This is a genomic window from Parasphingopyxis sp. (genome assembly GCF_028279465.1).
Taxonomy (GTDB): domain Bacteria; phylum Pseudomonadota; class Alphaproteobacteria; order Sphingomonadales; family Sphingomonadaceae; genus Parasphingopyxis.
The window spans coordinates 205,476-229,001 of the sequence record NZ_JANQNS010000008.1 but is presented as its reverse complement, the minus strand read 5'-3'; the positions used below and the strand labels follow the sequence as shown (position 1 = coordinate 229,001).

The window sequence follows — 23,526 nt, the reverse complement described above, 5'->3', positions numbered from 1 at the left end:
AGGAGACCGGCCCCATGAAAACCCGCATCCATGTGACGCTGAAGAACGGGGTCCTCGACCCGCAGGGCAAGGCGATCCATCATGCGCTTGAATCACTGGGCTTCGACGGCGTCAACGATGTGCGCCAGGGCAAGCTGATCGAACTCGATCTCGATGAGAGCGTGTCCGACGACGACATCGAGGCGATGTGCCGCAAACTGCTCGCCAATATGGTCATCGAGAATTTCGAGATCGAACGCGATCATAGCGAGGCCGCCTGATGAAGAGCGCGGTCATCGTCTTTCCCGGTTCCAATTGCGACCGCGACATGGCGGTGGCGCTCGAACAGGCGACCGGCGCAAAGCCGCAAATGGTCTGGCACCGGGAGACGGAGCTGCCCGACGGTCTCGGCCTGATCGCCCTGCCCGGCGGCTTTTCCTATGGCGATTATCTGCGCTCGGGCGCGATCGGGGCGAACTCGCCGATCATGCGGGAAGTGAAGGCGGCCGCGGATCGCGGCGTCGCCGTACTCGGCGTGTGCAACGGGTTCCAGCTGCTGACCGAGGCGGGCCTGCTGCCTGGTGCGCTGCTGCGCAATGCGGGCATCGATTTCATCTGCCGCGACGTGGCGCTGACCGTCGCTTCGAGCCAGACGGCCTTCACCAGCCGCTACGCAGCCGACGAGGCGATCACGATTCCTGTCGCACATCATGACGGCAATTACTTTGCCGACGCGGATACGCTCGACCGGATCGAGGGCGAGGGCCGGGTGGCCTTCCGCTATGGCGAGAGCGTCAACGGCTCGGCCCGCGATATCGCCGGGATCGTCAACGAGGCGGGCAATGTGCTCGGCATGATGCCGCACCCGGAGCGGATGATCGAACCGGCCCATGGCGGCACGGACGGCAAGCGGCTGTTCGACGGGCTGGTGGAAGCGCTCAGCTAGCGTTCGAAGAGGCCGGTAAACCGTGCCAGCAGCATGATCGCGATCGGCCAGAACATCGTATTCCAGATATCGTGCCAATTGCCCGCATAGACCTGCGGCGCGCCGATCGCGTTCGTATCATGGATATCCCAAGCCTCGCCAACCAGCGCAGCGAGCAGCACCGCCAGCACCGGTCGGATATCGCGTAGCGGCAGGCGGAAGAGCAACGCCGTGCCGAAAAACACGATCAGCCCGACATAGACGTGCAGCGCATCCTTGGAGAGACCGAACGTATCAAGCAGCAGGAGTTTGAAGTCCTGAAAGACGCTCATCAGATGCTCGTCTTGAACGGCGTGAAGCCCGTATGTGCGTCATACACGTCAAGCCCCTCGCGGCGCTTGAGGAAGCCGACCACGGCATAGGTGACGGGCGTCAGCAGCGCCTCCCAGGCGACTTTGAGCAGCCAGTTGGTGATCATCACGGTGATGACCAGCTCCGTCTCCCAGACGCCGTAAAAGGCGAGCGGGTAGAAGATCAGGCTGTCGACGCCCTGTCCGAACACGGTCGAGCCGATCGTCCGCGTCCATAGATATTTGCCCTGGGTCCAGACTTTCATCCGGGCCATGACGTAGCTGTTGACGAACTCGCCGGCCCAGAAGGCGATGATCGAGGCGAAGACGATCCGCGGCACCTGGCCGAACACGGCTTCATAGGCGGCCTGGTTCGGCCAGTCTGGATCGGGCGGCATCGCGACGACGACGGTCGCCATCAGCGCCATGAACAGCATCGCGACGAAGCCCGCCCAGATACAGCGCCGCGCCCGGGCGTAACCGTACACCTCGGTCAGCACGTCACCGATCACATAGGAGAGCGGGAAGAAGAGGATGCCCGCGCCGAACGCATAGGCGCCGATTACCGGCAGATCGACATTCGCGACCTTGCCCGCGCCGATCACGTTGGAAAGGAGCAGGATCACCACAAAGGCGACCATTACATAGTCGAAATAGCGCATCCGCCGCCCGCCAAGGTCGGCCGCGTCGATTTTTTCGATGCCTGTTTGCTCGCTGGTCGTGTCGCTCATATCGCACCCCCTGCCCCATATCGATCTTGCATTCCAGCCGATTTTGGCGTGAAAGCGCGCCCATGTACTCGATTTTCACATCGATGAAGGTGTTCAGCGACCACTGGGTCGGCCATCCGAGCCTCAACAAATATGGATTGCATCGGAAACGGCTGAAGGTGGCGCAGGCTATTTCCAACTTTCGGCGCGCGCAAACCGTGCGCGTGCGCGATGCGCATGAACAGCGCCTGATGGATGACGGCTTTGTTGCGATTGAGAATTTCCTGCCCGATGCGGAGTTTGCCGCGCTGCGCGACGAATGCCATGCCGCGGCCGAAGCCGCCGAAACAGCCAATCCGCCGCCGGAAAAACCCGAAGTTATGGGCTTCGGCGATAGCGACCGGCATGATTGGGGGTTCGACCGGTTCGACGGCAGCACGCTCAACCGGTTCATCAATCCCGGTCCGATTGCCGCGGCCTTCCCGCGCAACGGGCGGTTCAAGCGGCTGGCGCGGCTAGTGTGCGGCAAGACGATGTCGGCACGGCGGAATTGGCTGTACCAGACGATCAATGGCGATGAGCGCGAGTTCCACGATCAGCAGCGCGAATTCCATCGCGACACCTTTTTCAACTGTATGAAATATTGGTACTTTATCGACCCCGTGACCGAGGATGACGGTCCGTTCGTCTATGTACCGGGCAGCCACAAGCTCACGCCCGAGCGCATGGCCTGGGAAGAAAAGAAGGCGGAAGCGGCCGTCGAGGCGCGGGTCGAATGGGAACGACGCACCGCCGCAGGAGAAAGCAGTCCCACGCGTGCCGGGATGACCGGCTCTTTCCGGATCGAGGAAGAAGAATTTGCCGAGATGGATCTGCCCGAACCGCAAGCCTATCCGGTACCGGGCAACACGCTGGTCGTCGCCAATGTCTTCGGATTCCACAGACGGGGCGACGCCGTGCCGGGAACACGCAGGCTATCGCTCTACGGCAATCACCGTCCCCAGCCTTTTATTCCCATCGGCTCCTAGCTACAGGGAGCCGGCGCGCGCCCGTAGCTCAGCTGGATAGAGCACGAGACTTCTAATCTTGAGGCCGCAGGTTCGACTCCTGCCGGGCGCGCCACACAGTCTCCCTTGCTGAGACTTTCGGAGCGCTTTCCATTCCCGACTCCTCAAACGGCGCAATTCTGCGCCGTTTCTAGAGAGTATCAATTTTCGTATTCGCGCCTGAGACGCTCTTGGCGTCGCATTTTTCGCGATTGTCCTGACAGTCTCAGACTCCGCAAAAACTGTCCACCAAAGTGATACGTTCACTTCGCGCTTTGTAGGTTGGCATTGGCGAAGCTTTCCCATCGATATGGGAAACTAGCGGGAAAACACGCTGAATCGGCTTGATATCGCAATATCCGCCCTAGCGGATCGCCACTTTGCAGCGCCCATTGGCATCTCTTTCCATATCGCATCGCGATGCGAAGAAACGAACAGTATCACGGGTAGTAGTGCGAGTCCTTGTGAACCGGTATAGACGCTACATCGGGCTGGGCACCTTAAAACCGGCTATAGTATCAAGAGAGTCGTCTGCATTGGCGTCTGCGATCTTGCAGTCCCAAACCCGGTAATGGCGATTATGCAAAGCCCGCAGTCGACCCATAGTGACCATTCAAACCGCGTAAGTTTGACAAGGCCATTCTCAATCAAGTGCATTTTCCATGCCAGCGCTTGCGTCCTTCGCGTCGACGGCACAGCGCGTCCGGTAAGTCAACTAAGCAAGCCATCGCTGGAGAATGATGCTTCCTCGGCGATCTTGCGCAAGGTGGCATGCGCTCCGGATTTCTCTGTCACCGAAAGGCGGCTTTCGTGTCCGATGACGCCGATCGCGGCGCTCAGTCGGCCTTGGAAGTCGTAAATTGGCGCGGCGATAGCGTTGACGCCGGGTAATGCTCGCCCCTCCACAGATACGGCACCGAAACTTTTCAGCTGACTTGCGATCATCTTGCGGTAAGCTGCCGGCAAAGTTTTCCAATCGCTATGTGTCGAGCAGGTAGAAAGCTGATCGGCCGGAACGAGAGACGCGAAGACGTGGCCGATCGCCGTGTCGGCCAGCGAGAGAATTGATCCGATCCGAACATTCATGGTGATCGGCCGCAAGGATTCCTCGAGACCTATCACGATCGGCCCTTGTTCGGCCCAAATCGCCAAGGCTGATGTCTCGCCGAAAGTGTCTCGCGCTCGCGCGAGCGCCTCGATAGCTGGCTTGAGCGGTTGAAATGTTCTCAACCCCGCAAGGCCGATCGAGATCGCCATGGGGCCAATGCGATACGCTCCCATGTTTCCGTCCTGCGACACGAGCCCCGCACGCGACATGCTAACCAGATAGCGGTGAACTTTGGCTGCCGGCATCCCGGTCCTCTGAGCCAATCCGGTCAGCGAAGAGGTGCCGCCAAGCGCAGTCAACGCCGAAAGGATTTGTCCCCCGGTTTCGATCGCCTGGACTCCGCCACGACCAGCTTTTTCGCCCTCACCGTCAGCCATGCGTCAAAGACCTATTGCCAGCTTGGACTTCGCTCAACAGCAAATCTCTTCGCGACCCGTCTGAACAGAGGATGGAGCTTGAAGCCAATATCGTAATTTGTTACGCTATACGTAAATTACAGCATTTTCTACGGAGAAGATGATGGCGACCCAAGTCAAAGAAGAGGCAGCCAATGCAAGCCAGCTTTCGGCAGACGCGGCAGAGTTGAATTTGGTGGAATTCTGGAAACAGCGCGCTGCGCTTGAGGGTCTTGAGCCGCGCGCGGATGCACAGGCATATCGATGGAAGTGGCGCGATCTCGAGCCGCGTTTGCGGCTCGCGGGCGAAACTGTGCCGATCGAGGATTGCGAACGTCGCGCCCTCGTTTTCGCCAACCCGGGCCTCGGGGGTATGCCGCATGTGACTGACAATCTCTTTGCGGCCTTTTCGCTCTACAAGGCTGGCGAAACCGCACCCGTCCATCGGCACACGCCATGCGCGAGCCGCTTCGTGGTCGAAGGCGACGGTGGATTCACAGTCGTCGAGGGTGAAAAATGCAAGATGAACCGCGGTGACCTGATCATTACGCCAGCCGGGACATGGCATGATCACGGCAACGAGGGTTCAGAATCCCTGATTTGGATGGACGTGCTCGACCTGCCGATAGTGAGCAAGCTCAACCTGACATTCTTCGAATTCGACTATGGAGAGGCCAAGGCTGACAAGAGCGGCGCACACCCTATCGCCACCGGCTATCAGGAGGTAACCGAGGCCGACGACATTTCCCAAAAGCTGTATTCCGCTGGTGGGATGCTGCCGCTCTTCGCGCCCGAGCGGCGCGGCTTGACCGGCAATCATTCGCCGCAGTTCGTCTATCGCTGGCAGGCAGCTCGCCGGGCACTCGAGAACCTGGCCGGCCATCCGGGGAGCCTCCATGACGGTCTGATCATGGAATATGTCAATCCAACCAATGGCCGCCCGGTCATGCCGAATATGTCATTTCGTGTGCAGATGCTGCGACCCGGTGAAGAGACGGCTCTGCGGCGGCGCCTCTCGACTGCGGTCTATTTCTGCCTTGAGGGAGAGGGATTGGTCGAGGTCGACGGGGAGCAGATCGAATGGGGCCGCAATGACGTCTTTGCGATGCCCAGTTGGCGCTGGTCGAAATTCAAGAACACCGGCAGCGAAAACGCCTTCCTCTACTCGGTGACCGACGAGCCCGTCGTTCGCGCTACCGGTTTGTATCGCGAAGAACGCGAAACGGCAGATGGCGGGCGTGAGTTTGTCGTCTTCACCAGTCACGGCGAGCGAGTCGTAGAACTCTGACGCGGCTGTTTGTTCCATAGCAAAAAGTGAGAATCCAATGACCGCTTTGAATGCGAAGATCGCCACGGATGATGGTGAAATGGGCGCCTATGTCGCACAGCCTTCGGAGACCCCGTCAGGCGCTGTGGTGCTGCTTCAGGAGATATTTGGGGTGAACGCGGCGATGCGCGCGGCTGCTGATGACCTCGCGACTGATGGGTTCCTCGTGGTGGCGCCTGACCTCTTTTGGCGGCAAGAACCTGGCGTAGACTTGGGATATTCAGACGAAGAACGCGGCAGGGGTTTCCAGCTCATGCAAGGCCTCGACTTTCAGAAGGCGATCGGGGACTGCATCGCCGCCATGAATTTCGCCAGGGATCATGAGGCGTCTAACGGAAAAGTCGCCTATCTCGGCTTCTGCCTTGGCGGCAAGCTCAGCGTGTTGGCAGCCAGTAACAGTGCCGCCGACGCATGCGTCTCCTTCTACGGCGTCAAGCTGGAAGACAATCACGAGCAACTGAAGAATCTCTCCTGTCCATTTCAAATGCATGTCGGCACGCAGGATGAGCATGTTCCGATTGACGTGGCGGAGGGAATCGAGGCTTTGCTCGCAAACGAGGACGAAAAATCGGTCTTCCTGTATGAGGGCGCACAGCACGGTTTCTTCAACAAGAGACGTGACGATGTTTTCGATGCACGAGCCTATGAAACTGCCAATCGCCGTGTTTCGGAATTCCTCGGCCAGAACCTGAAATGACCGGGCTGCGCGGATATGCCACGCGCTCCGATCACTGCATCCTCGCTTCGGACATAGGCTTCTTGAACTGATTGAGACGCAGTTCGGTAGCCGGGCTCGGATAAAAGTATCGAGGGCGCGTCACCGAGTAGTGCGCCTCTTGAGAGGAATAGCGATGGCGGATGTGTCAGATACACGAACTGAACCCGATGAACCGGATCGCCTCACGTCGCGCCAATGGCGGGTGTTCGTGATTTGCGGGATCATTGCAATGTTGGACGGATTCGATGTTCAAGCCCCGGCCTTTGCCGCTCCAGCCATCGCTGAGCAATGGGGCATAGAGGTGTCGGCCTTCGGCATCGTTTTCACTGCCGGACTGCTCGGCCTAACGATTTCATCGCTGGTCATGGGCGCGGCTGGCGATCGGATAGGTCGCAGGCCAGCGCTTCTCATTTCACTGGTCATCATGGCTATCTTCTCGATAGCGTCTGCGTTCGCCACGGGTCTGACCGAATTGGCCGTCATGCGCTTTCTGGTAGGGCTGGGTCTCGGTGGCGCTGTTCCGAACGTCATCGCGCTCACGTCCGAATATGCTCCTCCCCGCATACATTCGACCGTTGTCACGCTAATGTTTGTCGGTTTTCCTTTTGGCGCGGTAGTGGGCGGTTTGGCGTCTAGCTACATGATCGGTGTCTATGGCTGGGAATCGATATTCATTCTGGGAGGCGTATTGCCAGCATTGCTATTGCCGGTGGTCTGGAAACTACTCCCGGAATCGCCAGACTATCTCGCCGCGCGCACCCACTTACACGAGAGCACGAGAAGACCGGACGGCAGTGTTCCGAACCATCTGGACGACAGCACGGATATGCGACCGACCAAGCCCAGCCAGAACAGCATAGCCCTGCTTTTTCAACGAAGCCGTCGTACGCTTACCCTTTTGATGTGGGTCGTTTTCTTCTGCAACCTAATGTCGATGTACCTGCTGATCAGCTGGCTACCAGTCTTGCTTGAAAGCATCGAGTTCGATCGAAGGGTAGCGCTCATGGGGACCGTTCTGCTCAACCTTGGCGGAGCGATTGGCGGCATCGTGATTGCACGCTGCCTCGACAAGGGATTTGGCCGTCCAGCTCTGTTCGCTGCGTTCTTTGGAGCGGCCGCGTTTATCGCAATGTTGGGCATTGCACCGCAAGTTCCCACGGCGATCCTGGGCGTCATCTTTCTGGCAGGATTCGCTCTAATTGGCGCGCAATTCGGGATGAATGCCTTTGCAGCGCTTTGCTACCCGACTGCGATCCGTTCGACAGGTGTCGGATGGGCGTTAGGCGTAGGCAGGATAGGCTCAATCGCTGGTCCAGGGGTCGGTGCGCTCTTACTGTATTTCGATTTCGAGTTTGCGATGATCTTCCTTTTGTTGGCCATCCCAAGCTTGATTTGTCTCTTGAGCTTTGTCGGCCTTCGTCCATCTCGTTCATATCCGAACAGCTAGGCCTTGTGGACAAACTTGCTGCACGATCTGTACTGAATATCCTGAGGACTGACAAGCACGCGATGATCCTCACTCAGGCGCTGCCTCCACGAAAGCAGGATGCTCGCGCAGGAAATGGTCATACTCGACCAGTTTTGGAAATGGACCCAAGTCTGTATTGAAACGGCGTGCATTGTACATCTGAGGCACCAGACACACATCTACTGCCGTGAGATTATCGCCGTAGCAGAATTTTCCGCCAAATTTGCCGACCCGGCATTCCAGTGCCTCGAACCCGCGCGCAATCCAGTGGCGATACCACGTCTCCTTGGCATCCACATCCGCCGCAAGTTCGCCTTGCAGATAATTGAGCACACGCAGATTGTTCAAGGGGTGGATATCACAGGCGATGTCGAGAACCATCGACCATATCTGCGCCTGATCCAGGGGATTTGCGCGTGGAAAAAGCAGCGGCTCCGCGATGCTATCCAGATATTGGATAATCGCTACGGACTGCGTCAGTGTCTGGCCTTCGGTTGTTTGAAGGGCAGGCACAAGGCCGGCAGGCGCTCGAGCCAGGAAATCCGCCGATCGTTGTTCATCCTCTCGAAAATTGACCAACCGCTTTTCATATCTCAGTCCCTTGAGCGCCAGAGCTATCCGAACTCGATACGATGACGAAGAGCGCGGGAAGTCGTAAAGGGCCAGATCGGCCATCAGCCCACTTCCACTGTCAGGTCAGGCAATCCATCAATTGTTAGTTTGATCGTATCCCCAGTCACGACCGGCCCGACCCCTGCAGGAGTGCCGGTAAAGATGAGGTCGCCCGGCTGCAGTGTGACATAGGCGCTCAGTTCGGCGACAATCTCTTCGCATGACCAGATAAGCAGATCGAGGTCGGTCTGCTGCTTGATCTCGCCATTCACAGCCAGCGTGAGCGATCGGCCCGCAAGTCCACCATCAACCTCCCCAGCGCGGCGAATAGGGGTCAGGATTGCCGCTTGATCGAAATTTTTACCCATGTCCCATGGGCGGCCTTTGTCGCGCGCTGCCAATTGGAGATCTCGCCGCGTCATGTCGAGCCCTCCTGCATAGCCGAAGATTACATCGCTCGCGTCTTCCAGGGTTCCGTTTTTCAGGTCCTTGCCAATCGCAAGAACCAGTTCGCCCTCATAGTGATAATTTGACGTCCGCGGCGGATAGAGCACCTTTTCCTTGCCGGTCAGCAAGGTGTCGGGAAATTTCGTAAAGAAAAAGGGCGGATCCCGCTCATCTGCGCCCATTTCGGCCGCGTGAGCCGCATAGTTGCGCCCAACGCAATAGATCCGCCGGACGGGAAACACATCGGAGCTGTCGCAGATTTCCACTCGCGGATTGGGTGCCAGCTCAAAGAGATCGCCCATTGTGGTTTTGCTCCTTTGATCTCGTTCTCTAGATTTACGCGGCACGAACAACCGGGATGCCATCGGCCATCGAATTGCAGATCAACGCGGTTGGAGACAAGCGGGCTGGCTACCTAGCCAGCCCGTTTATCGACGCGGACATCACGCGCTCAATAATTAAAGCTGATCCGAACTCCGTAACGTTCCGGCCTGATGACGGCTTGGAATCCGCTCAGATAATTGTCGACTCGCAGTTCAAACACTTCATTGGCGCCAATGTTTTCCGCGAATGCGAAAACAGACACGCGTTCGCCGCGAAATCCAGCCCGAAAATTGAAGAAGTCTGTGCTGCCAATGTTGATGCGATCCGTGATCGTCCCAAATTCGGAGCCCGGCGCTATCGGCTCTGAATTATAGGCAATGGATTGGGTGAAGTCGCTGGCATAGAAATATTCCGCACTAATGAATGCATCGATACCGTCATCGATCGGGTGCTCATACTCTCCGGTCAGCGCAAACTGCCATTCCGTGGACCGCGGGATCCGGTCTCCGGTAGCGTCCACGATCAGACCATTTTCAGCGACCGCTCCGGGAAAGCTGACAAAATTGGCGTCATTCCATGCTCCAACAAATCCAAATTCCAATCCGTCGGCTGGCCGTGCAGTGGCCTCGACTTCAATCCCCCTGATCCTGGCTTTCGCTGCGTTCTGAGTGAAAGTGAACAAGAACAGGGTATCGGGATCGCGGAAGAGCGAACGAACCTGAATATCGGTCCAGTCAAGCTGATACGCCGCCATATTGAGCGTTAGAGCCCTGTCGAGAAGCTGCAACTTGGCGCCGATCTCATAGTTCCAGGCCGTTTCCTCGCCGAAAGTTGTCGGTGCGTTCGGGATGTTCTGGGCATTCAGGTTGAAACCGCCCGCTTTGTACCCTCTTGATACCGACGCGTAGAAGTTTGTGTTGTCGTTCGGTTGAAACGATACGGTGACGCGCGGCTGAAACGCTTCGAACACCTCTGAGTCTTCAAGCAGCCCGATAGGAGCCGGAGGAGCTCCGAACAACACGCCGAAACCGGGAGCCTGGTCGTCAAGCGATGAAAAAACGCGGTCACGAGTATATCGCCCAGATACATCTATAGAGAAGCGCTCATCTTCACTGGTCCAGCCAATCTGTCCAAACCCTGCGATCGACCTGATCTCGCCGCGTGCGACGAAATCCTCGACAAGAAAGGGGGAGTTCGCCTGGGCTATGGCTGCGGCGACAGGTTGCGGAAGCCCATTGCCAATCAGGACAGGCTCAAGAAGAGCAGCGCGAAACGTGGAGGCAGCCCGTCGCCCAGTCCTGTCGATATTGCGAGCGACACCTACGAGCCAGTTTATCTGGCCGTCTCCCGGTGACTGCAGCCGGGCTTCATAGGTTTGCAACCTTTCAAAGGTCCCGCGATCCTCCACAACGATAAAGTCCGTCGCGGTGCGATCAAAGTCCTCGCCCGACAAATCGAGACTGTTGGTCTGATATCCCGCAAGCAGGATCAGGGTTGCAAAGTCGAAGTCGAATTCGGCGCGACCGATATAATTTGTGAACTCCCGGGTTCTTTCGGTATCGAGATTGGTTGACACCCGGCTGCGATTTTCGGGGAAGAAGCCTTGACCGTCATCAATGCCCACGGGGAAGCCAACCCCTGCCACGCCAACCGAAACTGCTCCGGTCGGCACCTCTGTCGGAAGTCCACTTCTGCCGTTAAAGTGCATCACCGATGCATCAAGGGTTAGACGGCCTGTGGTGAGCCTGGCAGCAAATCTTCCGCCTGCTTCCAGAAGATCATCCTGTGAGGCACCGTTAATATCGGTCAGAAAACCGTCAGAAATCCTGCCATAGCCCCCAAAGCGGACCGCGAAACCATCGGCAATCGGTAAATTGACGACAGCACGCGCCAGTCCGGACGGACCATTGGCGAATTCGAGATCGCCAATTATTCCAAAATCGTCATCCGGTGTGTTGAGAACGATGTTGACCGCACCAGCAATGGTATTGCGACCGAACAGGGTTCCCTGCGGACCGCGCAAAACCTCGATGCGCTCGACGTCAAACAGGTTGAAAGCGGCGCCGAGGTCTCCGATCCCAATCTCATCCTGATAAACGACAACCGATGATGCCTGGCCCCCAATATTGGTGACGCCTCGGATGGATATGCCCGAATCTTCGAAACCGATCGAAGTTCTGAAACTGGGAACGCGATCGCCATAGTCCTCAAGCGTCTCAATCTGGCGCTCGGCGATGAGTTGCTCACCGAACGCAGAGACTGCAACGGGAACGTCCTGAATACCCTCCTCTCGTCTTTGCGCCGTGACAACAATCCCAGCCGATGCCGTTGGCTCATCGGCGTTGGCGGAATCCGAATTCTCGTTGGTGGTTTGAGCCGCAACCGCCTGTGGAACCGTGAAGACCGCAATCGTCGCTACCGTGTTTAGTAGGTTTTTCATGTCGCTTCCCCTGAACGAACGGCCAAGCCGGAGCAGATGCTCGGCCCTGTGCGGAACCGGTCACAACTCCCCCAGAGTTGTAATCACCGACTGAGCCATGGAAGCTACGCTGCTCTGCTATGTTGACCAATCAAAGGAATTTATAGCTGGTATGCTCGGATCCGCGCCTGGAGGCGCGTTAGGAGTTCGCAGCGAACGCTCACGCATCGTTCAAGCCGAGGGCAGCGCCAATTGCTTCAGATCACGCGATTATGACCGAGATTGATCGGAAGATGATCCAACGAAATAACGACGCGGAAAGGTGGCACGACTGGCAGGCCGGGCCGTGGGCTCCCACTCTCCCGCGATGATCGCTCTGAACTGCGCGGGATCGACAGCGTTACCGGTCAAGAGCATGACGACAGGACCGTCCGGCATCTCGGCATCGGCAGCCTGGAAGGCGCAGATACCGATGGCCGCACCGCCCTCGGCCATCAACTTTTCGCTTTCGTACAAATAGCGCATGGCCTCGGCGATCTCTTCGTCAGAGAATATGCGCACCTCATCCACATACTGGCGAACCAGGTCGAAGCTCCATCGATTGTTCAATCCGATGCCACCGCCAAGACTGTCGGCGAGGCTCGGTTCTTCTTCAATCTCCACTGGTTCGCCCGCCATCAGACTCGCAAGCATGGCCGGTCCGCGATCGCTGGAAACCGCGATGATGCTAATCGATGGCTTGATAGTTTTCGCAGCCAGCGCTGTCCCTGCCGCCAGACCGCCGCCGCTCAACGGAACGACGATGGTTTCAACATCCGGCCGCTCCAGCATTATCTCAAGCGCAGCCGTGCCCTGGCCCGCAATCACATATGAATCGTCATAGGGGCTGACATAGAACAATCCTTCATCCTGCGCGCGCTCCATTGCACGGACAGTCGCGACGTCTTGGCTCGCACCCCCAATGTCGAGTTCCGCCCCGATGCGCTCCAGAGTGTCACATTTGTTTTGCGGAACGAGGTCGGACAGGCAAACAACCGCGCGCTTGCCGACGGCGCGGGCCGCATAGGCCAGAGCCCGCCCATGATTGCCGGTGGAGGCGGTGACGAAGCCCTCACACGGTCCCTCTTCCATCCGTGCCAAGACGGCATTCGCGGCGCCGCGCAGTTTGAACGCACCGCTGGGCTGCAGCATTTCCAGCTTTAACAGCATTTCGCTGGCCGTTTCGTCGCTAAGACCTTCGGCGCGTCGCAAAGGTGTGCAGGCTGCAATCGCTGAAATTCGCCGGCGCGCTGCGAATATATCGGCAAGCCCAAGGGGCTCGACGCCACTCACAGGTCAATCCAGTGACCGGCCTTGCGCGCCCCTGCCGTAGCAAGTGCTGCCGAGGCAATCACCGTATCCTGCATTCCCGTCCCTGTCAGGTCCGCGATGGTGATGTCTTCTGGTTTGCGCGCAAAGGGCTTCTTGCCGCTGATGATGTCGCCAAGCTCCGCGCAGCTGGCGCTGTCGAATGCTTCGTCGATCCACTGCAGTTCCCCATTGGCGCGGCATTGCTCCAGCCGGTCGGCTACCACCAGGCTGGCGCGCGCCAGCGCGTCGCCATCCAGTTCGCGCTTACCTGGCAAATCCGACCCGACAGCGGTGACATGTGTATCGGGACGCAGCCATCTGCCCTCCAACACCGGCTCGCGTGCCATTGTCGTGGTCACAATAAGGTCGCTGCTAGCGCATAGCTGCTTAATGTCGCGGGCGACCGTCACCTCTTTGCCATAAGTCTGTTGCCATTCGCGAGCGAGTTCGCGCGCGCGCTCTTCGCTGCGGTTCCATATAGTGATCGAGGCGATTTCTCGCACGAGCGCAATGGCCTGCAACTGATGTCGTGCCTGTACGCCCGCTCCGATCATACCGACACGTGCGGGACTGGTATTGGCCAGCGCATCGGCGGCAACTGCGCCTGCCAGCCCGGTGCGCAGATCGGTAAGATAGGCATTGTCGAGCAGCAGCGCCCGACAGATCCCCGTTTGCGCATCGATCGCGACCATCATGGCGGGAGAAGTCGGCAGGCCCAGCGCGCGATTGCCCGGAAAGCCGGCCCCCACCTTCACCGCAACGACATCAATCCCCTCGACATGTGCGGACTTGATATCAATGTCACCTGTCTTGCCGACAGTAACGTGCTGGATCGGCGGCATGTCAACGCCGCCAGCGCTCAGCGTCGCAAAGCCGTCCGCAATCTGCTCGACAAGATCACGGCTTGGCTGGAGGAGGGTGCGTAACTCCTGCTCTTTCAGGATCAGGACCTTGCGCGCATCGCCCTCCATTCTCTCTCGCTCCATCTCTTCGATCAGATGGCTGCCAGTGCCCGGTCTAGCTGCGTGATAAGATCGTCTGCGTCTTCGATACCACAAGAATAGCGCAGCAGCGTTTCGGGAATACCAAGCGCAGCACGCTCTTCCGCCGTGCATTCGACATGGCTGGTGGTTGCGGGCGGGCCGATCAACGTGTTCACCGAACCCAGGCTAGCCGCGCGATGGACATATTCCAGCTTGCCAATGAATGTCTTTAGCGTGTTGAAATCGCCTTTGATCGCAAAGCTGAGCATCCCGCCAAAGCCGCGCATCTGACGCTTGGCCACATCATGTTTGTCGTGCGTTTCCAGGCCTGGATAGAAGACGCTCTCCACCTTCTCATGTCCGTCGAGAAAGCGGGCGACTGCCATGCCGGTAGCGTTCTGCTTCTGAACCCGCAGATCGAGCGTCTTCATGCCGCGCAGCAGCAGATAGGCGGAAAACGCAGGCAAGAGAGCGCCGCAGATCTCGCGATACTGATACACTTGGCGCACCAGATCCTCGCGTCCCGCTAACACGCCGCCCATCGCGTCGTCATGGCCGCCCAGATATTTGGTCGCACTGTGAACGACTAGGTCGGCGCCCATCGCGATCGGGCTCTGATTGATCGGTGTGGCGAAAGTATTATCCACGATCGTCATTGCGCCGGCGCGCTTGGCCGAGGCAATAGCGCGGTCGAGGTCGATGATCTTCAAGGTCGGGTTGGTGGGCGTTTCGAGATAGGCTATCTTACAACCCTTCGCAATTGCCGCGTCGATCGCGTCGCCATCCGACGTATCGACCAGATCGACATCGATGCCCATTTCGGGAAGGATGTTGAGGAAGATCACGCTGGTCCCGCCATAGGTGTCCTTGACCGACACAACCCGGTCTCCGGGACGCAGGAAAGCGAATAGCGAATTGGAGATGGCCGCCATACCGCTGGCAAAGGCGATCGCCTTCTCAGCGCCTTCCAGCAGACGGCACTTTTCTTCGAAAACGCCGACAGTCGGATTGGTGTTTCGGCTGTAGATATGGCCTGGCGCCTTGTTGAGCGCCACGGCCGCCCATTCGTCCAAATCACGATAGGCGAAAGGTGCGCTCTGCACGATCGGCACTTGGGCTGCACCGAATGCCAGTGGTTTTTCTTCACCACCCCAGACGGCAATGGTGGACGGCTTTTGATTCTCAATGGACATACCGGCCCTCTCCAGCATGAAAACGGATTCTTGATCGAGAAGAATTGATGAAGTGAGAGTATCGGAAAGAGGCGACCGAATTTCTCGTTGTTTGGTGGTCTAGCGACAGAAACAGCGCTTGTGCCGGTCAGATCTGCGAAAATATGGCCACTGACGCAGCGCTCTCGCCAACACCGCACTCACTGGGTTCATCGCAGCAGTCAAGAAAGGCCAGCGGGCGGGTGAGCACGGACGGGGCAGCCCTGCCAGTCAGGCTCGCACACTCGCAAGCTCCCGATATCTGAATAGACCTCAAATGCAGCCTTAGGTTTGGCGGCGAACTTGCCGCCAGAGAACCCAGACAAAACCAGCGCAAATGCTTGCGGGCAATGCCAGCAGCGTGAAGATGCTCGTCCCGGAAAAACCGACAGTCATCACCACCCCGCCAAGCAATGGACCAAGGATCGCGCCTATACGTCCCACACCAAGGGCGGCGCCCAGACCGCTGCTGCGTATCCTGGTCGGGTAGAATGCCGCTGCCAAGGCATTCATGGCCAGCTGGGGACCGGCGACCCCGGCGCCGGTAAGGAACATGAGCAGGTATAGCGTCGCGGCGTTCGCTCCCATCACGCCCAGATAGAGAACCATCGCCGCCGCAAAGACATAAGTCCCGATCATCCATGGATATGGAGACATGCGGTCGAGCGCGCGGCCCAGTGCGACACTGGCCAGGATACCACCGCAATTGAAGGCCGCCACCGAGAAAATGGCGGCCTCAATGCCAAAACCTGCTTGAGTAAGGAGGCTGGGCAACCAATTGATCAGGAGATAGAGCATCAGCAGATTCGTAAAGAAAATGCCCCATAACAAGAGGGTGCCCCGTGCGCGTCCCTCGGTAAAAAGACTGCGCATAGACCGGTCCGCCTCAGGCTCGCTTGGCTTGTCGATCGATATTGCAAGCTCCGCCGAAGTGCTTGGCGCATAATCCCTGTCCACCTTCTTGAGCAGACGATCCAATTTTGCCTTCATGTTCGGCCGTGTCGCCAAATACTGGATGGATTCAGGCAATATGAAGATGATCAGGACGGCGACCATAAGCGGTGCCAGTCCGCCGACCACAAATACCGTTTGCCATCCTAGGTCCGCGATAATCGGTGCAACGACCAGCCCGCCAACCGCGCCTCCCAGAGGAAACCCTCCAGCGACAAGCGCGACCATCGTTCCGCGATGACGCGACGGTGAGTATTCAGACACGAGAGCAATTGCATTCGGAATAGACCCGCCCAGGCCGAGACCGGTCAAGAATCTGAAGATCATGAGTTCGAAAACGTTTTCGGAAAACGCAGTCGCCAAGCAGAATGCCCCGGCCGCAGCAAAGCTGATAATCAGCGGCCATTTTCTTCCGTATCGATCTCCGAGCGCGCCAAGAACGACCGAGCCAATCATCAAACCAACAAGTCCGGCAGCGAATACCGCCGCGAATGCCGTTTGGCTGACAGACCATTCCGCCATGATCTGCGGCGCAGTGAAAGCGATGACCTGTAGGTCAAATCCCTCCAAGACTGCGATCAGGATACAAAGCCCGATAACCCGTTTTTGAAAGCCGCCGATTTTGTTGCGGTTGATCAGCGTTTCGACGTCGATGGTTTTTTGGTCGGACACATCCGTTCCCCCGATGATGCGACACTAACCGAATAACGGCCGCAAAAAATGTGATCTCAATCTTCTCTCTGGCGATGCGCGGGTGACAGCGTGATGCCCTGTCAAACGCATCGGTAACGCCTCGATCATGCCCAGCCCCAACGGTTCACAGACGGCAGCTGAGCGTGGTCAAAATCTGGACAACAGACTTTGTGTTGCTTGCGCGGCATCGGCCATCACCTTCTCTTCATCAACAACGCACAGCGTCTTGTCGGCCATCAGAATCTTCCCCTCGACGATGACCGTGTCCACATCGCCGCCATGGCCTGCGCGCATTAATCCGAGCAATGGGTGCGGCAGTGAGGCATAGCGCAGGTTATCAAACGAAATCAGTGTAAGGTCTGCCTTCTTACCGACTTCGATCGTTCCAATCTCATCATCCCAAAGCAAAGATTTGGCTGCGCTTCTTGTCGCCATATCCAGCACTTCATAGGGCGAGAATATCAGGTCATCTTGCGCCGCATCCTTGTGCCCATAATAGGCGAGCTGCATCTGCTGGATCATGTCGCCCCATTGCGGAGAGTCTGACCCCAAGGCGACCGTTACCCCGCGATCCACCATCTTGGGGATTGAGCCAACGCCAAATATCCCTTTCCCGCTCCCCATTGATGTCGCGGGACAATGCGCGATGCTGGCATCAGATTCTTTCAGAATCTCAATCTCTTGATCATTAACAAAGCCCATATGAATGCCCTGCCAATTCGGGCCCAGAACGCCAAGGTCCGCCAATCGGGGAATGCCGCGCTTGCCGAACATCGCCATCGACATTTCATCATGCGTCGCAACGGTGGCTACATGGCTGCTGATCCCAACCTGACGAGCCTCAGCCAGTCGCTTAACTTCGGTCCAATACTCATCGCTGCCATTCAAGTCTGTTGGAACGTTGAACCAACACCGGATCCTTCCGCCATAGGAACCGTGCCAGCGGTCAAACTCCTCAAGGATATCGCCGAGAAGCACGTCCACATCGCCCATGCGGGTAGGCGGGCTTCCGTCCGCGCCATGCGCCAGATCGCCACCGCCTCCATAGGTGGCAATTCCACGCAAACCACTGTCCTGGATTGCGTTTGCAATTCCCGTGAGTTTGCCGAAGCCGCCGTCGTTCACACAGGTGGAGCCGGTGCGAAGCATGCGAACAAGCCCGGCTAAAGCGCCAAGATAGGTCTCGTCCTCGGTGATTCCGATATGATCGACGCGCCCAAAAAGAGCGAGGAACTGCCCCATTTTTCCACCGCGGGAGAGCAGGCCGGGCTCACTCTGATCCAGAGAAGCGAACTTCGGGGTCACTAGATAGAATGCCGGATGCATATGGGCATTGATCAACCCAGGCAGACACATCTTGCCACCGGCATCATGGACCTGTTCAGCTTCGAACTTGCCTTCGAGTTCCTTGCTGGCGCCGACACCGACAATCTGCCCGTCATCGACGGCGACATAGCCATCCGCATATTCTTTCAGATCGGCATCAACGGTGATGACATGTGCGTTGCGGATGAGAAGGGCGACCTTGCGCGGCCGAATATCCGATGTGTTTGCCCCCATATCGGCGCTCATGTTCAATTCCCTACCTGTTGAGGTGCAAATAGTTCGAGGAACGCTTCGCAATACAGTTCGGGGTCATCCCGATGAACTTCGTGGCCTGATCCTTTGCAGTAAATGTGCCGCACGGTTTCCGTGCCGATGACATCGAGAATTCTGGAAGCCGTATCTTTTTCTATGATTGGCGAGAGGTCGGTATCCGCTTGCAATATAAGCGTCGGGCAACGCACCTGCTCAAGCGCGCTCTCGTGATCGAAATTTTCATTGAACGCGCTTGAGCCCGCATCCGCCGGTACAGCAGCGGCGACACGATAGTCTTTTCGTGCTCTTGCCTCGACCAGAGGCGGCGGCAACACTTGCGCCCAACTTGGCGTTGAAGCCCGATGCGCACTGGGACGATCGTTGAGCCACGCAGCCATCTGCAGGTCCGATGAGTTGTCAGTCAGCGGCTGTAAGCGGATTTCAATATCTTCCAAAAAACTCTGCTTCTCCTGGGCTGTTAAGTCAGGGGGCAGAGGAAATGGCAGTTCCCCAAGGCGTTCAACAAATTCCAGGAACTCCATTCCTCGCGTGTCACGGGCGAGCAGCAGTCTATGAAGAGGCTTGAACCGTTTGGCAGCAACCCAGTGATGCTCCCAATCTTCCCCTTCGGTGAAGAAGAACGGCCCATCTTCGAGAACCAACCCTCCCACGCGCTCAGGAAATTCGGATGCGATACGGACGGCAACCAGCGACCCCAACGAGTTACCCGCAATTATGGCGGGTTCTCGAACGACGCTGCTTATGACGGCTTCGACATCTTTAGCGTAATCGATAACGCGAAAACTGGAATGTCCGCCGAATTGTGACATGCCGTGGCCGCGCCACTCCATCATGATGAGGCGATAATGCGCAGACAATTTCGCTACAACGGGAGCGAAAGAGTGCCATGGCTCATTCATTCCAGGCAATAATAGTATCGGAGGTCCATTTCCCTCGGTCATTGCAAAGTTAACTTCACCGGAAGAGCCGGTTATTGACTGTACTTCGATTTCAGAAACCAGTGCATCATCTTCGAACCACAAAGGCGAACTGCGCGAAACTCGATCGTCATGCATTGGTCGTTTCCGTCTGTTGCGTCGTTCGAGAATTAGCAATTGCTCAGCGGCCAGGGATTATCGACCGGGTGACTAGACCGCTCTCGCGATCACAAAACCAAGCGAAGATCGGCCCCTTCTACAAAAGTTTACGGCAGAGTGCCTGATCACCCGACGGCTTCAAATGCTGATCGCGAATAGCAACCATAAACAGATTCGATACGCGATAGTTTTCGGTCGCTGCTAAGCTTTCGTGACCATCAGAAATACAGGCGCTCCCCATTTGTGGAGTTGGGTCTCTTGTGAAGGATGTGTGAGAATGACCACTATGTCCGTCGGACAGATCGGATTGGGGAAAATCGGCTCAATCTATGCTCGGCACCTGATTAACTCAGGCGCTGAACTGACGGTGCATGATGCCGATCCGTCGCGCCGAGAGCGCTTCGGTGATGACCATTGGCGGGATACCGCCGCAGAGACGGTGAAGGACGCAGAGTTCATCTTGGTTTCCCTTCCCGATCCCGATGCATCGCACCGGGCCATGATGGGGGAAGGTGGCATCATTGATCTGGCAAAGCCCGGAGCGTTGATCCTGGACGTTAGCACGATCGATCCATCGACCGCCCGCGCGCTGTGCGATCACGCAAACGTTCGGGGTATCGACTATATCGAGGCCCCGGTCAGCGGTGGGGAGCCCATGAGCGCCGGGACTGATGGTGCCGAGAACGCCAACATCACCTTCATGGCAGGCGGTGAACCAGACGCATTCGAGCGTGCGAAACCGTTGATGAAAATATTGGGTGAGCACTGCCTGCTTCTGGGTCCGGCAGGGACCGGAAGCACGGTCAAGCTGATTAGCAACCACATCTCCGGTCTCCATAACCTGGTCGCTGCGGAAGCTTTTGCACTTGGCCGTGCGGCCGGCATCGATCCCGAAGACCTGTTTGCGGTTTTCGCTCATACCGACGCGAACAGCTATTGGTTGTTCAACTATTTCGCGCCTCGAATTCGCAATCAGAATTTCGAACCCGGCTTTTCGGTTGACCTACAATATAAGGACCATCGGCTCGCCGAAGACCTTGGCCGCGAATTGAAAGTCCCCATGCCACTGAATGCTGCGGCCATGCAGCTCTACCAGATCATCAGGGCCAAAGGTGCAGGCGGCAAGGACGTCGCTGAAGCGGCCAATCTGTTTGCCGAATTTGCGGGGGTTGCGAGATATGATGGCTGAGCGGTGCCGTGCGGCAGTCCGGGTGCTGATCAATGAGACCGGTCAGTGAGACTTGAGGGCAAGCGAGCCGTCATAACTGGCGGTGCCAAGGGGTGCGGCAGAGCGGCCGCCCTCTTGTTCGCCAAGGAAGGCGCCTCGGTGGCGATCCTCGATATCGATGATGCGAATGGCAGCCGCGTTTGCGAAGAAGTCGCGTCCTCGGGACGCCCCTCACTATATCATTCGACAGACGTGAGCCGGGCCGAGATGGTCGATGCCGCTATTTCCGACATAGCCGCGAAATGGGGAGGCATCGATATTCTCCTGAACCATGCGGGTATCGTTATGGTGAAGGCGTTTGACGAAATGGACGCATCCGAATGGACGCATATGTTTGAAACCAATGTGTTGAGCATGGTGCATGCGACCAAAGCCGCTTTGCCGCACATGCTTTCAGCCGGAGGCGGTGCGATTGTTAACACTGCGTCGATCTCTGGACTGACGGCATCTTCTTTTCAGAGTGCATACTGCACAACCAAAGGCGCTTGCATTCAGTTTACCCGCTCGATCGCCGTGGAATATCGGGACAGGCATATCCGATGCAACGCTGTTTCACCCGGATTTATCGATACAGACCATGGTCGCCGCGAAGTCGCATGGCTAAGCGAGCTTGAAACCGGATCCCCGGAAGAGGACATCGCGCAATCCCAGGGACGCATGTGCACGCCGGAGGAAGTCGCGCAAGTCATGCTCTTCTTGGCAAGCGATGACGCCAGTTTCGTAAACGGAGAGTGTCTCGTGGTTGACAATACCGCGATGGCGCGCACCTAACCGACAACCCGCCTACTCTTAGAGGTAGAGCTCTATTTGCTTTTGCGTGAATGCTTCGCGAAAATCGATACGACCTCGTTCCTCAGCCATAAATGGGCTGGGTCCGAGTTTCGGCGTGGATGCCAGAACAGTGATAATTCGATTGGCGGTATCTCTATGGGCGGATCACAGTATTCAATCTCACCATATTCGATAAATTTTTCGACCAATGTTTTTTGAATAAGCGATACATATTCCGTGTTTGCAACAATAAGCGGAATGGCAAGATAATACGGTATAACCGCAATGTTATTTTGTTTTGCTCTCAGTTCGTCGAGCTCAGGGATTACACCAGTAATCGGAGAGTCGTTAGCATAGTCGATCGTTGAAACTATGTGAGTGCGATCCAGATAACCCTCTAGGTCCACTGGTGGCTTTAAATCCGTCTTCGCGCTGTAGATACAAACAAAATGATCTGAGAACAGGCTGCGCCGTATGAGTGATGCATTTTGGATAAGCCCTTCAGGGGCGATCATCAAATCGATCTTATCAAGCTCCAATTGCTTGAGCGAACGTCGTGTCAGGTTTGTAAATCGAATCGTCAGGGCCGGCGCCACCTGACTGACTTTCTTCAAAAGCGGGGCGAGTAACGAATTACAAATTTGGTCGGCGGTAGCGATAACTACTTCGCCCTGCCAATTTTCCGGATCGACATTTTTGAGCTGATCAAGTGTGTCCACGTTAGCCAGGATATCCTGAAGCGGCTCCTGCAGCTTTCGGGCCATAGGCGTTAGCTTCAATTCGCGGCCCACCATTATGAGGAGCTCATCGTCAAATGCTTGCCGAAGTTTCGAGAGCGCATGACTGACCGCCGGTTGGGTTAGACCCAATCGCTCCGCCGACCTGGTGACGCTGCGCGTTTCCAGCAGCACCGAGAGCACGGGCAGGAGATTGAGATTCAGGTTCGAATGCATTGGATCAGAAACCCGGGGTTCTCTTGCGTGCCTGGCATCGAAAAGATCGGCATTTCATGATGGCCGATTGTAGTGGATCAGAAGTGCAAGACATGATCAAAATGTCGGCGGCGTCGCGGCTGTGACGAGTTCACAGACTTCGGCCCCTTCGTTCTTAAATTGATGCGGCAACTCACTGCGGAAATAATAGGCTTCACCAGCACATAATGTTTGACTGCGATCTCCAACGCTCACGGTGAGCTCTCCGCGGATCACGAGACCGCACTCCTCTCCCTCATGTGTCAGCGGATGACGACCAGTGCTGGCCCCCGGTTCATAGCGTTCCCATAAAAGCTGGATGGCCTTGCCCGCCAGATTGCCGCCGATTTGTCGATAAGAGACGCGCCCCTTGGAGATTTCGGTAAGCTCGGACCGGCTGTAGAAAATCTTGTCGTTGGCAGCATTCGGCTGGTCGTCGAAAAAGGCCGAAAGCGTCATTGGAAGGCCGCCAAGCACCTTGCGAAGGGTACCGACCGTCGGATTGAGTCGTCCCAATTCAATCTGTGAAATGGTCGCGTTGGCCACTCCCGATCGACGCGCTAGCTGACGCTGGGAGAATCCGTGGGCGTGCCTGATCTGGGCCAGCTTACGACCCAATCCGGCAATGCTGCGTACGTCATTCCCTTCTACGACAGCCAAGCGAAGCTCCAGCACGTTCACCCGCCCCGGCACAAGAGGCATTGTATAGTATGCTAAACATTAGCGCGATGAGAAGCAAGGGAAACGGCCATTCTCGCGTTGCTGCTTGACGGCTTGCAATACAGTCGCGCGCCCTTGAATCTCGGGAACCTGAGACTGGCGTACGATTGGGAGCGGCCATCATCGTGCAATCCGACAATTCGAC

At 57.1% G+C, this 23,526-nt stretch carries 22 protein-coding genes and 1 tRNA gene; 9 read left to right on the top strand and 14 right to left on the bottom strand.

Features of this window, described 5'->3' with window-relative positions:
- The first annotated feature begins 14 nt into the window (after window positions 1-14).
- Together purS and purQ are read left to right on the top strand one after the other, a co-directional pair.
- Window positions 15-260, top strand: coding sequence for a phosphoribosylformylglycinamidine synthase subunit PurS (gene purS / locus Q0974_RS05320; protein ID WP_299323490.1), 246 nt, complete (start codon window positions 15-17; stop codon window positions 258-260).
- Entirely contained in the window at window positions 260-925 is a 666-nt protein-coding gene (purQ, locus tag Q0974_RS05315) for a phosphoribosylformylglycinamidine synthase subunit PurQ (protein ID WP_299323488.1), read from the top strand. Before purS ends, purQ begins: the two co-directional genes overlap by 1 nt.
- On the opposite strand, the gene Q0974_RS05310 is transcribed toward purQ, so the two are convergent.
- Together Q0974_RS05310 and Q0974_RS05305 are read right to left on the bottom strand one after the other, a co-directional pair.
- The gene (locus Q0974_RS05310; protein WP_299323487.1) at window positions 922-1,236 is read right to left on the bottom strand and encodes a hypothetical protein; all 315 of its coding nucleotides are present in this window, start codon (window positions 1,234-1,236) and stop codon (window positions 922-924) included. The genes purQ and Q0974_RS05310 overlap by 4 nt on opposite strands.
- The gene (locus Q0974_RS05305; protein ID WP_299323484.1) at window positions 1,236-1,985 is read right to left on the bottom strand and encodes a queuosine precursor transporter; all 750 of its coding nucleotides are present in this window, start codon (window positions 1,983-1,985) and stop codon (window positions 1,236-1,238) included. Before Q0974_RS05305 ends, Q0974_RS05310 begins: the two co-directional genes overlap by 1 nt.
- Before the next feature lie 62 nt (window positions 1,986-2,047).
- Between Q0974_RS05305 and Q0974_RS05300 the strand changes: the two genes are divergently transcribed.
- Together Q0974_RS05300 and Q0974_RS05295 are read left to right on the top strand one after the other, a co-directional pair.
- Window positions 2,048-2,992 carry a phytanoyl-CoA dioxygenase family protein gene (locus Q0974_RS05300; RefSeq protein WP_299323483.1) on the top strand — a complete coding sequence of 315 codons (945 nt, stop codon included), beginning with the start codon at window positions 2,048-2,050 and terminating at the stop codon, window positions 2,990-2,992.
- Between the two features lie 17 nt (window positions 2,993-3,009).
- Window positions 3,010-3,086 (top strand) — tRNA-Arg (locus tag Q0974_RS05295).
- Between the two features lie 635 nt (window positions 3,087-3,721).
- Here the strand turns inward: Q0974_RS05295 and Q0974_RS05290 are convergent.
- Window positions 3,722-4,495, bottom strand: a complete 774-nt coding sequence (locus tag Q0974_RS05290) for an IclR family transcriptional regulator (protein ID WP_299323482.1) — start codon at window positions 4,493-4,495, stop codon at window positions 3,722-3,724.
- 139 nt (window positions 4,496-4,634) lie between these two features.
- Here Q0974_RS05290 and Q0974_RS05285 point away from each other — a divergent pair, with 139 nt between their 5' ends.
- From Q0974_RS05285 to Q0974_RS05275, 3 genes are all read left to right on the top strand, one after another.
- Window positions 4,635-5,801, top strand: a complete 1,167-nt coding sequence (locus tag Q0974_RS05285; protein ID WP_299323480.1) for a cupin domain-containing protein — start codon at window positions 4,635-4,637, stop codon at window positions 5,799-5,801.
- A gap of 37 nt (window positions 5,802-5,838) precedes the next feature.
- Window positions 5,839-6,537, top strand: a complete 699-nt coding sequence (locus tag Q0974_RS05280; protein WP_299323478.1) for a dienelactone hydrolase family protein — start codon at window positions 5,839-5,841, stop codon at window positions 6,535-6,537.
- A gap of 154 nt (window positions 6,538-6,691) precedes the next feature.
- Window positions 6,692-8,005: an MFS transporter gene (locus tag Q0974_RS05275; RefSeq protein WP_299323476.1), complete on the top strand. Its 1,314-nt coding sequence runs from the start codon at window positions 6,692-6,694 to the stop codon at window positions 8,003-8,005.
- 69 nt (window positions 8,006-8,074) lie between these two features.
- On the opposite strand, the gene maiA is transcribed toward Q0974_RS05275, so the two are convergent.
- The 9 genes from maiA to Q0974_RS05230 form a co-directional block, all read right to left on the bottom strand.
- Window positions 8,075-8,701 (bottom strand): maleylacetoacetate isomerase, encoded by a 627-nt coding sequence (gene maiA / locus Q0974_RS05270; RefSeq protein WP_299323474.1) that lies wholly within the window; start codon window positions 8,699-8,701, stop codon window positions 8,075-8,077.
- The gene (locus tag Q0974_RS05265; protein ID WP_299323472.1) at window positions 8,701-9,387 is read right to left on the bottom strand and encodes a fumarylacetoacetate hydrolase family protein; all 687 of its coding nucleotides are present in this window, start codon (window positions 9,385-9,387) and stop codon (window positions 8,701-8,703) included. Before Q0974_RS05265 ends, maiA begins: the two co-directional genes overlap by 1 nt.
- Window positions 9,388-9,536: 149 nt before the next feature.
- Window positions 9,537-11,849 (bottom strand): TonB-dependent receptor, encoded by a 2,313-nt coding sequence (locus Q0974_RS05260; RefSeq protein ID WP_299323471.1) that lies wholly within the window; start codon window positions 11,847-11,849, stop codon window positions 9,537-9,539.
- A gap of 249 nt (window positions 11,850-12,098) precedes the next feature.
- Entirely contained in the window at window positions 12,099-13,160 is a 1,062-nt protein-coding gene (locus Q0974_RS05255; protein ID WP_299323468.1) for a pyridoxal-phosphate dependent enzyme, read from the bottom strand.
- Entirely contained in the window at window positions 13,157-14,149 is a 993-nt protein-coding gene (locus Q0974_RS05250; RefSeq protein ID WP_299323466.1) for a hypothetical protein, read from the bottom strand. Before Q0974_RS05250 ends, Q0974_RS05255 begins: the two co-directional genes overlap by 4 nt.
- Before the next feature lie 23 nt (window positions 14,150-14,172).
- Complete coding sequence (locus tag Q0974_RS05245; RefSeq protein ID WP_299323463.1) at window positions 14,173-15,354, bottom strand: cystathionine gamma-synthase family protein; 1,182 nt, start codon at window positions 15,352-15,354, stop codon at window positions 14,173-14,175.
- Between the two features lie 303 nt (window positions 15,355-15,657).
- Window positions 15,658-16,995, bottom strand: coding sequence for an MFS transporter (locus tag Q0974_RS05240; protein ID WP_299323459.1), 1,338 nt, complete (start codon window positions 16,993-16,995; stop codon window positions 15,658-15,660).
- 168 nt (window positions 16,996-17,163) lie between these two features.
- A complete protein-coding gene (locus Q0974_RS05235; RefSeq protein WP_299323457.1) occupies window positions 17,164-18,588 on the bottom strand; it encodes an amidohydrolase family protein in 1,425 nt (474 codons plus the stop codon).
- A gap of 2 nt (window positions 18,589-18,590) precedes the next feature.
- A complete protein-coding gene (locus tag Q0974_RS05230) occupies window positions 18,591-19,670 on the bottom strand; it encodes an alpha/beta hydrolase (protein ID WP_299323455.1) in 1,080 nt (359 codons plus the stop codon).
- A gap of 298 nt (window positions 19,671-19,968) precedes the next feature.
- Here Q0974_RS05230 and Q0974_RS05225 point away from each other — a divergent pair, with 298 nt between their 5' ends.
- Together Q0974_RS05225 and Q0974_RS05220 are read left to right on the top strand one after the other, a co-directional pair.
- Complete coding sequence (locus tag Q0974_RS05225) at window positions 19,969-20,880, top strand: NAD(P)-dependent oxidoreductase (protein WP_299323454.1); 912 nt, start codon at window positions 19,969-19,971, stop codon at window positions 20,878-20,880.
- Between the two features lie 45 nt (window positions 20,881-20,925).
- A complete protein-coding gene (locus Q0974_RS05220) occupies window positions 20,926-21,690 on the top strand; it encodes an SDR family NAD(P)-dependent oxidoreductase (RefSeq protein WP_299323451.1) in 765 nt (254 codons plus the stop codon).
- 32 nt (window positions 21,691-21,722) lie between these two features.
- Here Q0974_RS05220 and Q0974_RS05215 read toward each other — a convergent pair whose 3' ends face one another.
- Together Q0974_RS05215 and Q0974_RS05210 are read right to left on the bottom strand one after the other, a co-directional pair.
- Window positions 21,723-22,643, bottom strand: a complete 921-nt coding sequence (locus Q0974_RS05215; protein ID WP_299323449.1) for a LysR family transcriptional regulator — start codon at window positions 22,641-22,643, stop codon at window positions 21,723-21,725.
- A gap of 96 nt (window positions 22,644-22,739) precedes the next feature.
- On the bottom strand, window positions 22,740-23,321 hold the full coding sequence (locus Q0974_RS05210) for a cupin domain-containing protein (RefSeq protein ID WP_299323447.1): 582 nt from the start codon (window positions 23,319-23,321) through the stop codon (window positions 22,740-22,742).
- Window positions 23,322-23,526 lie beyond the last annotated feature (205 nt).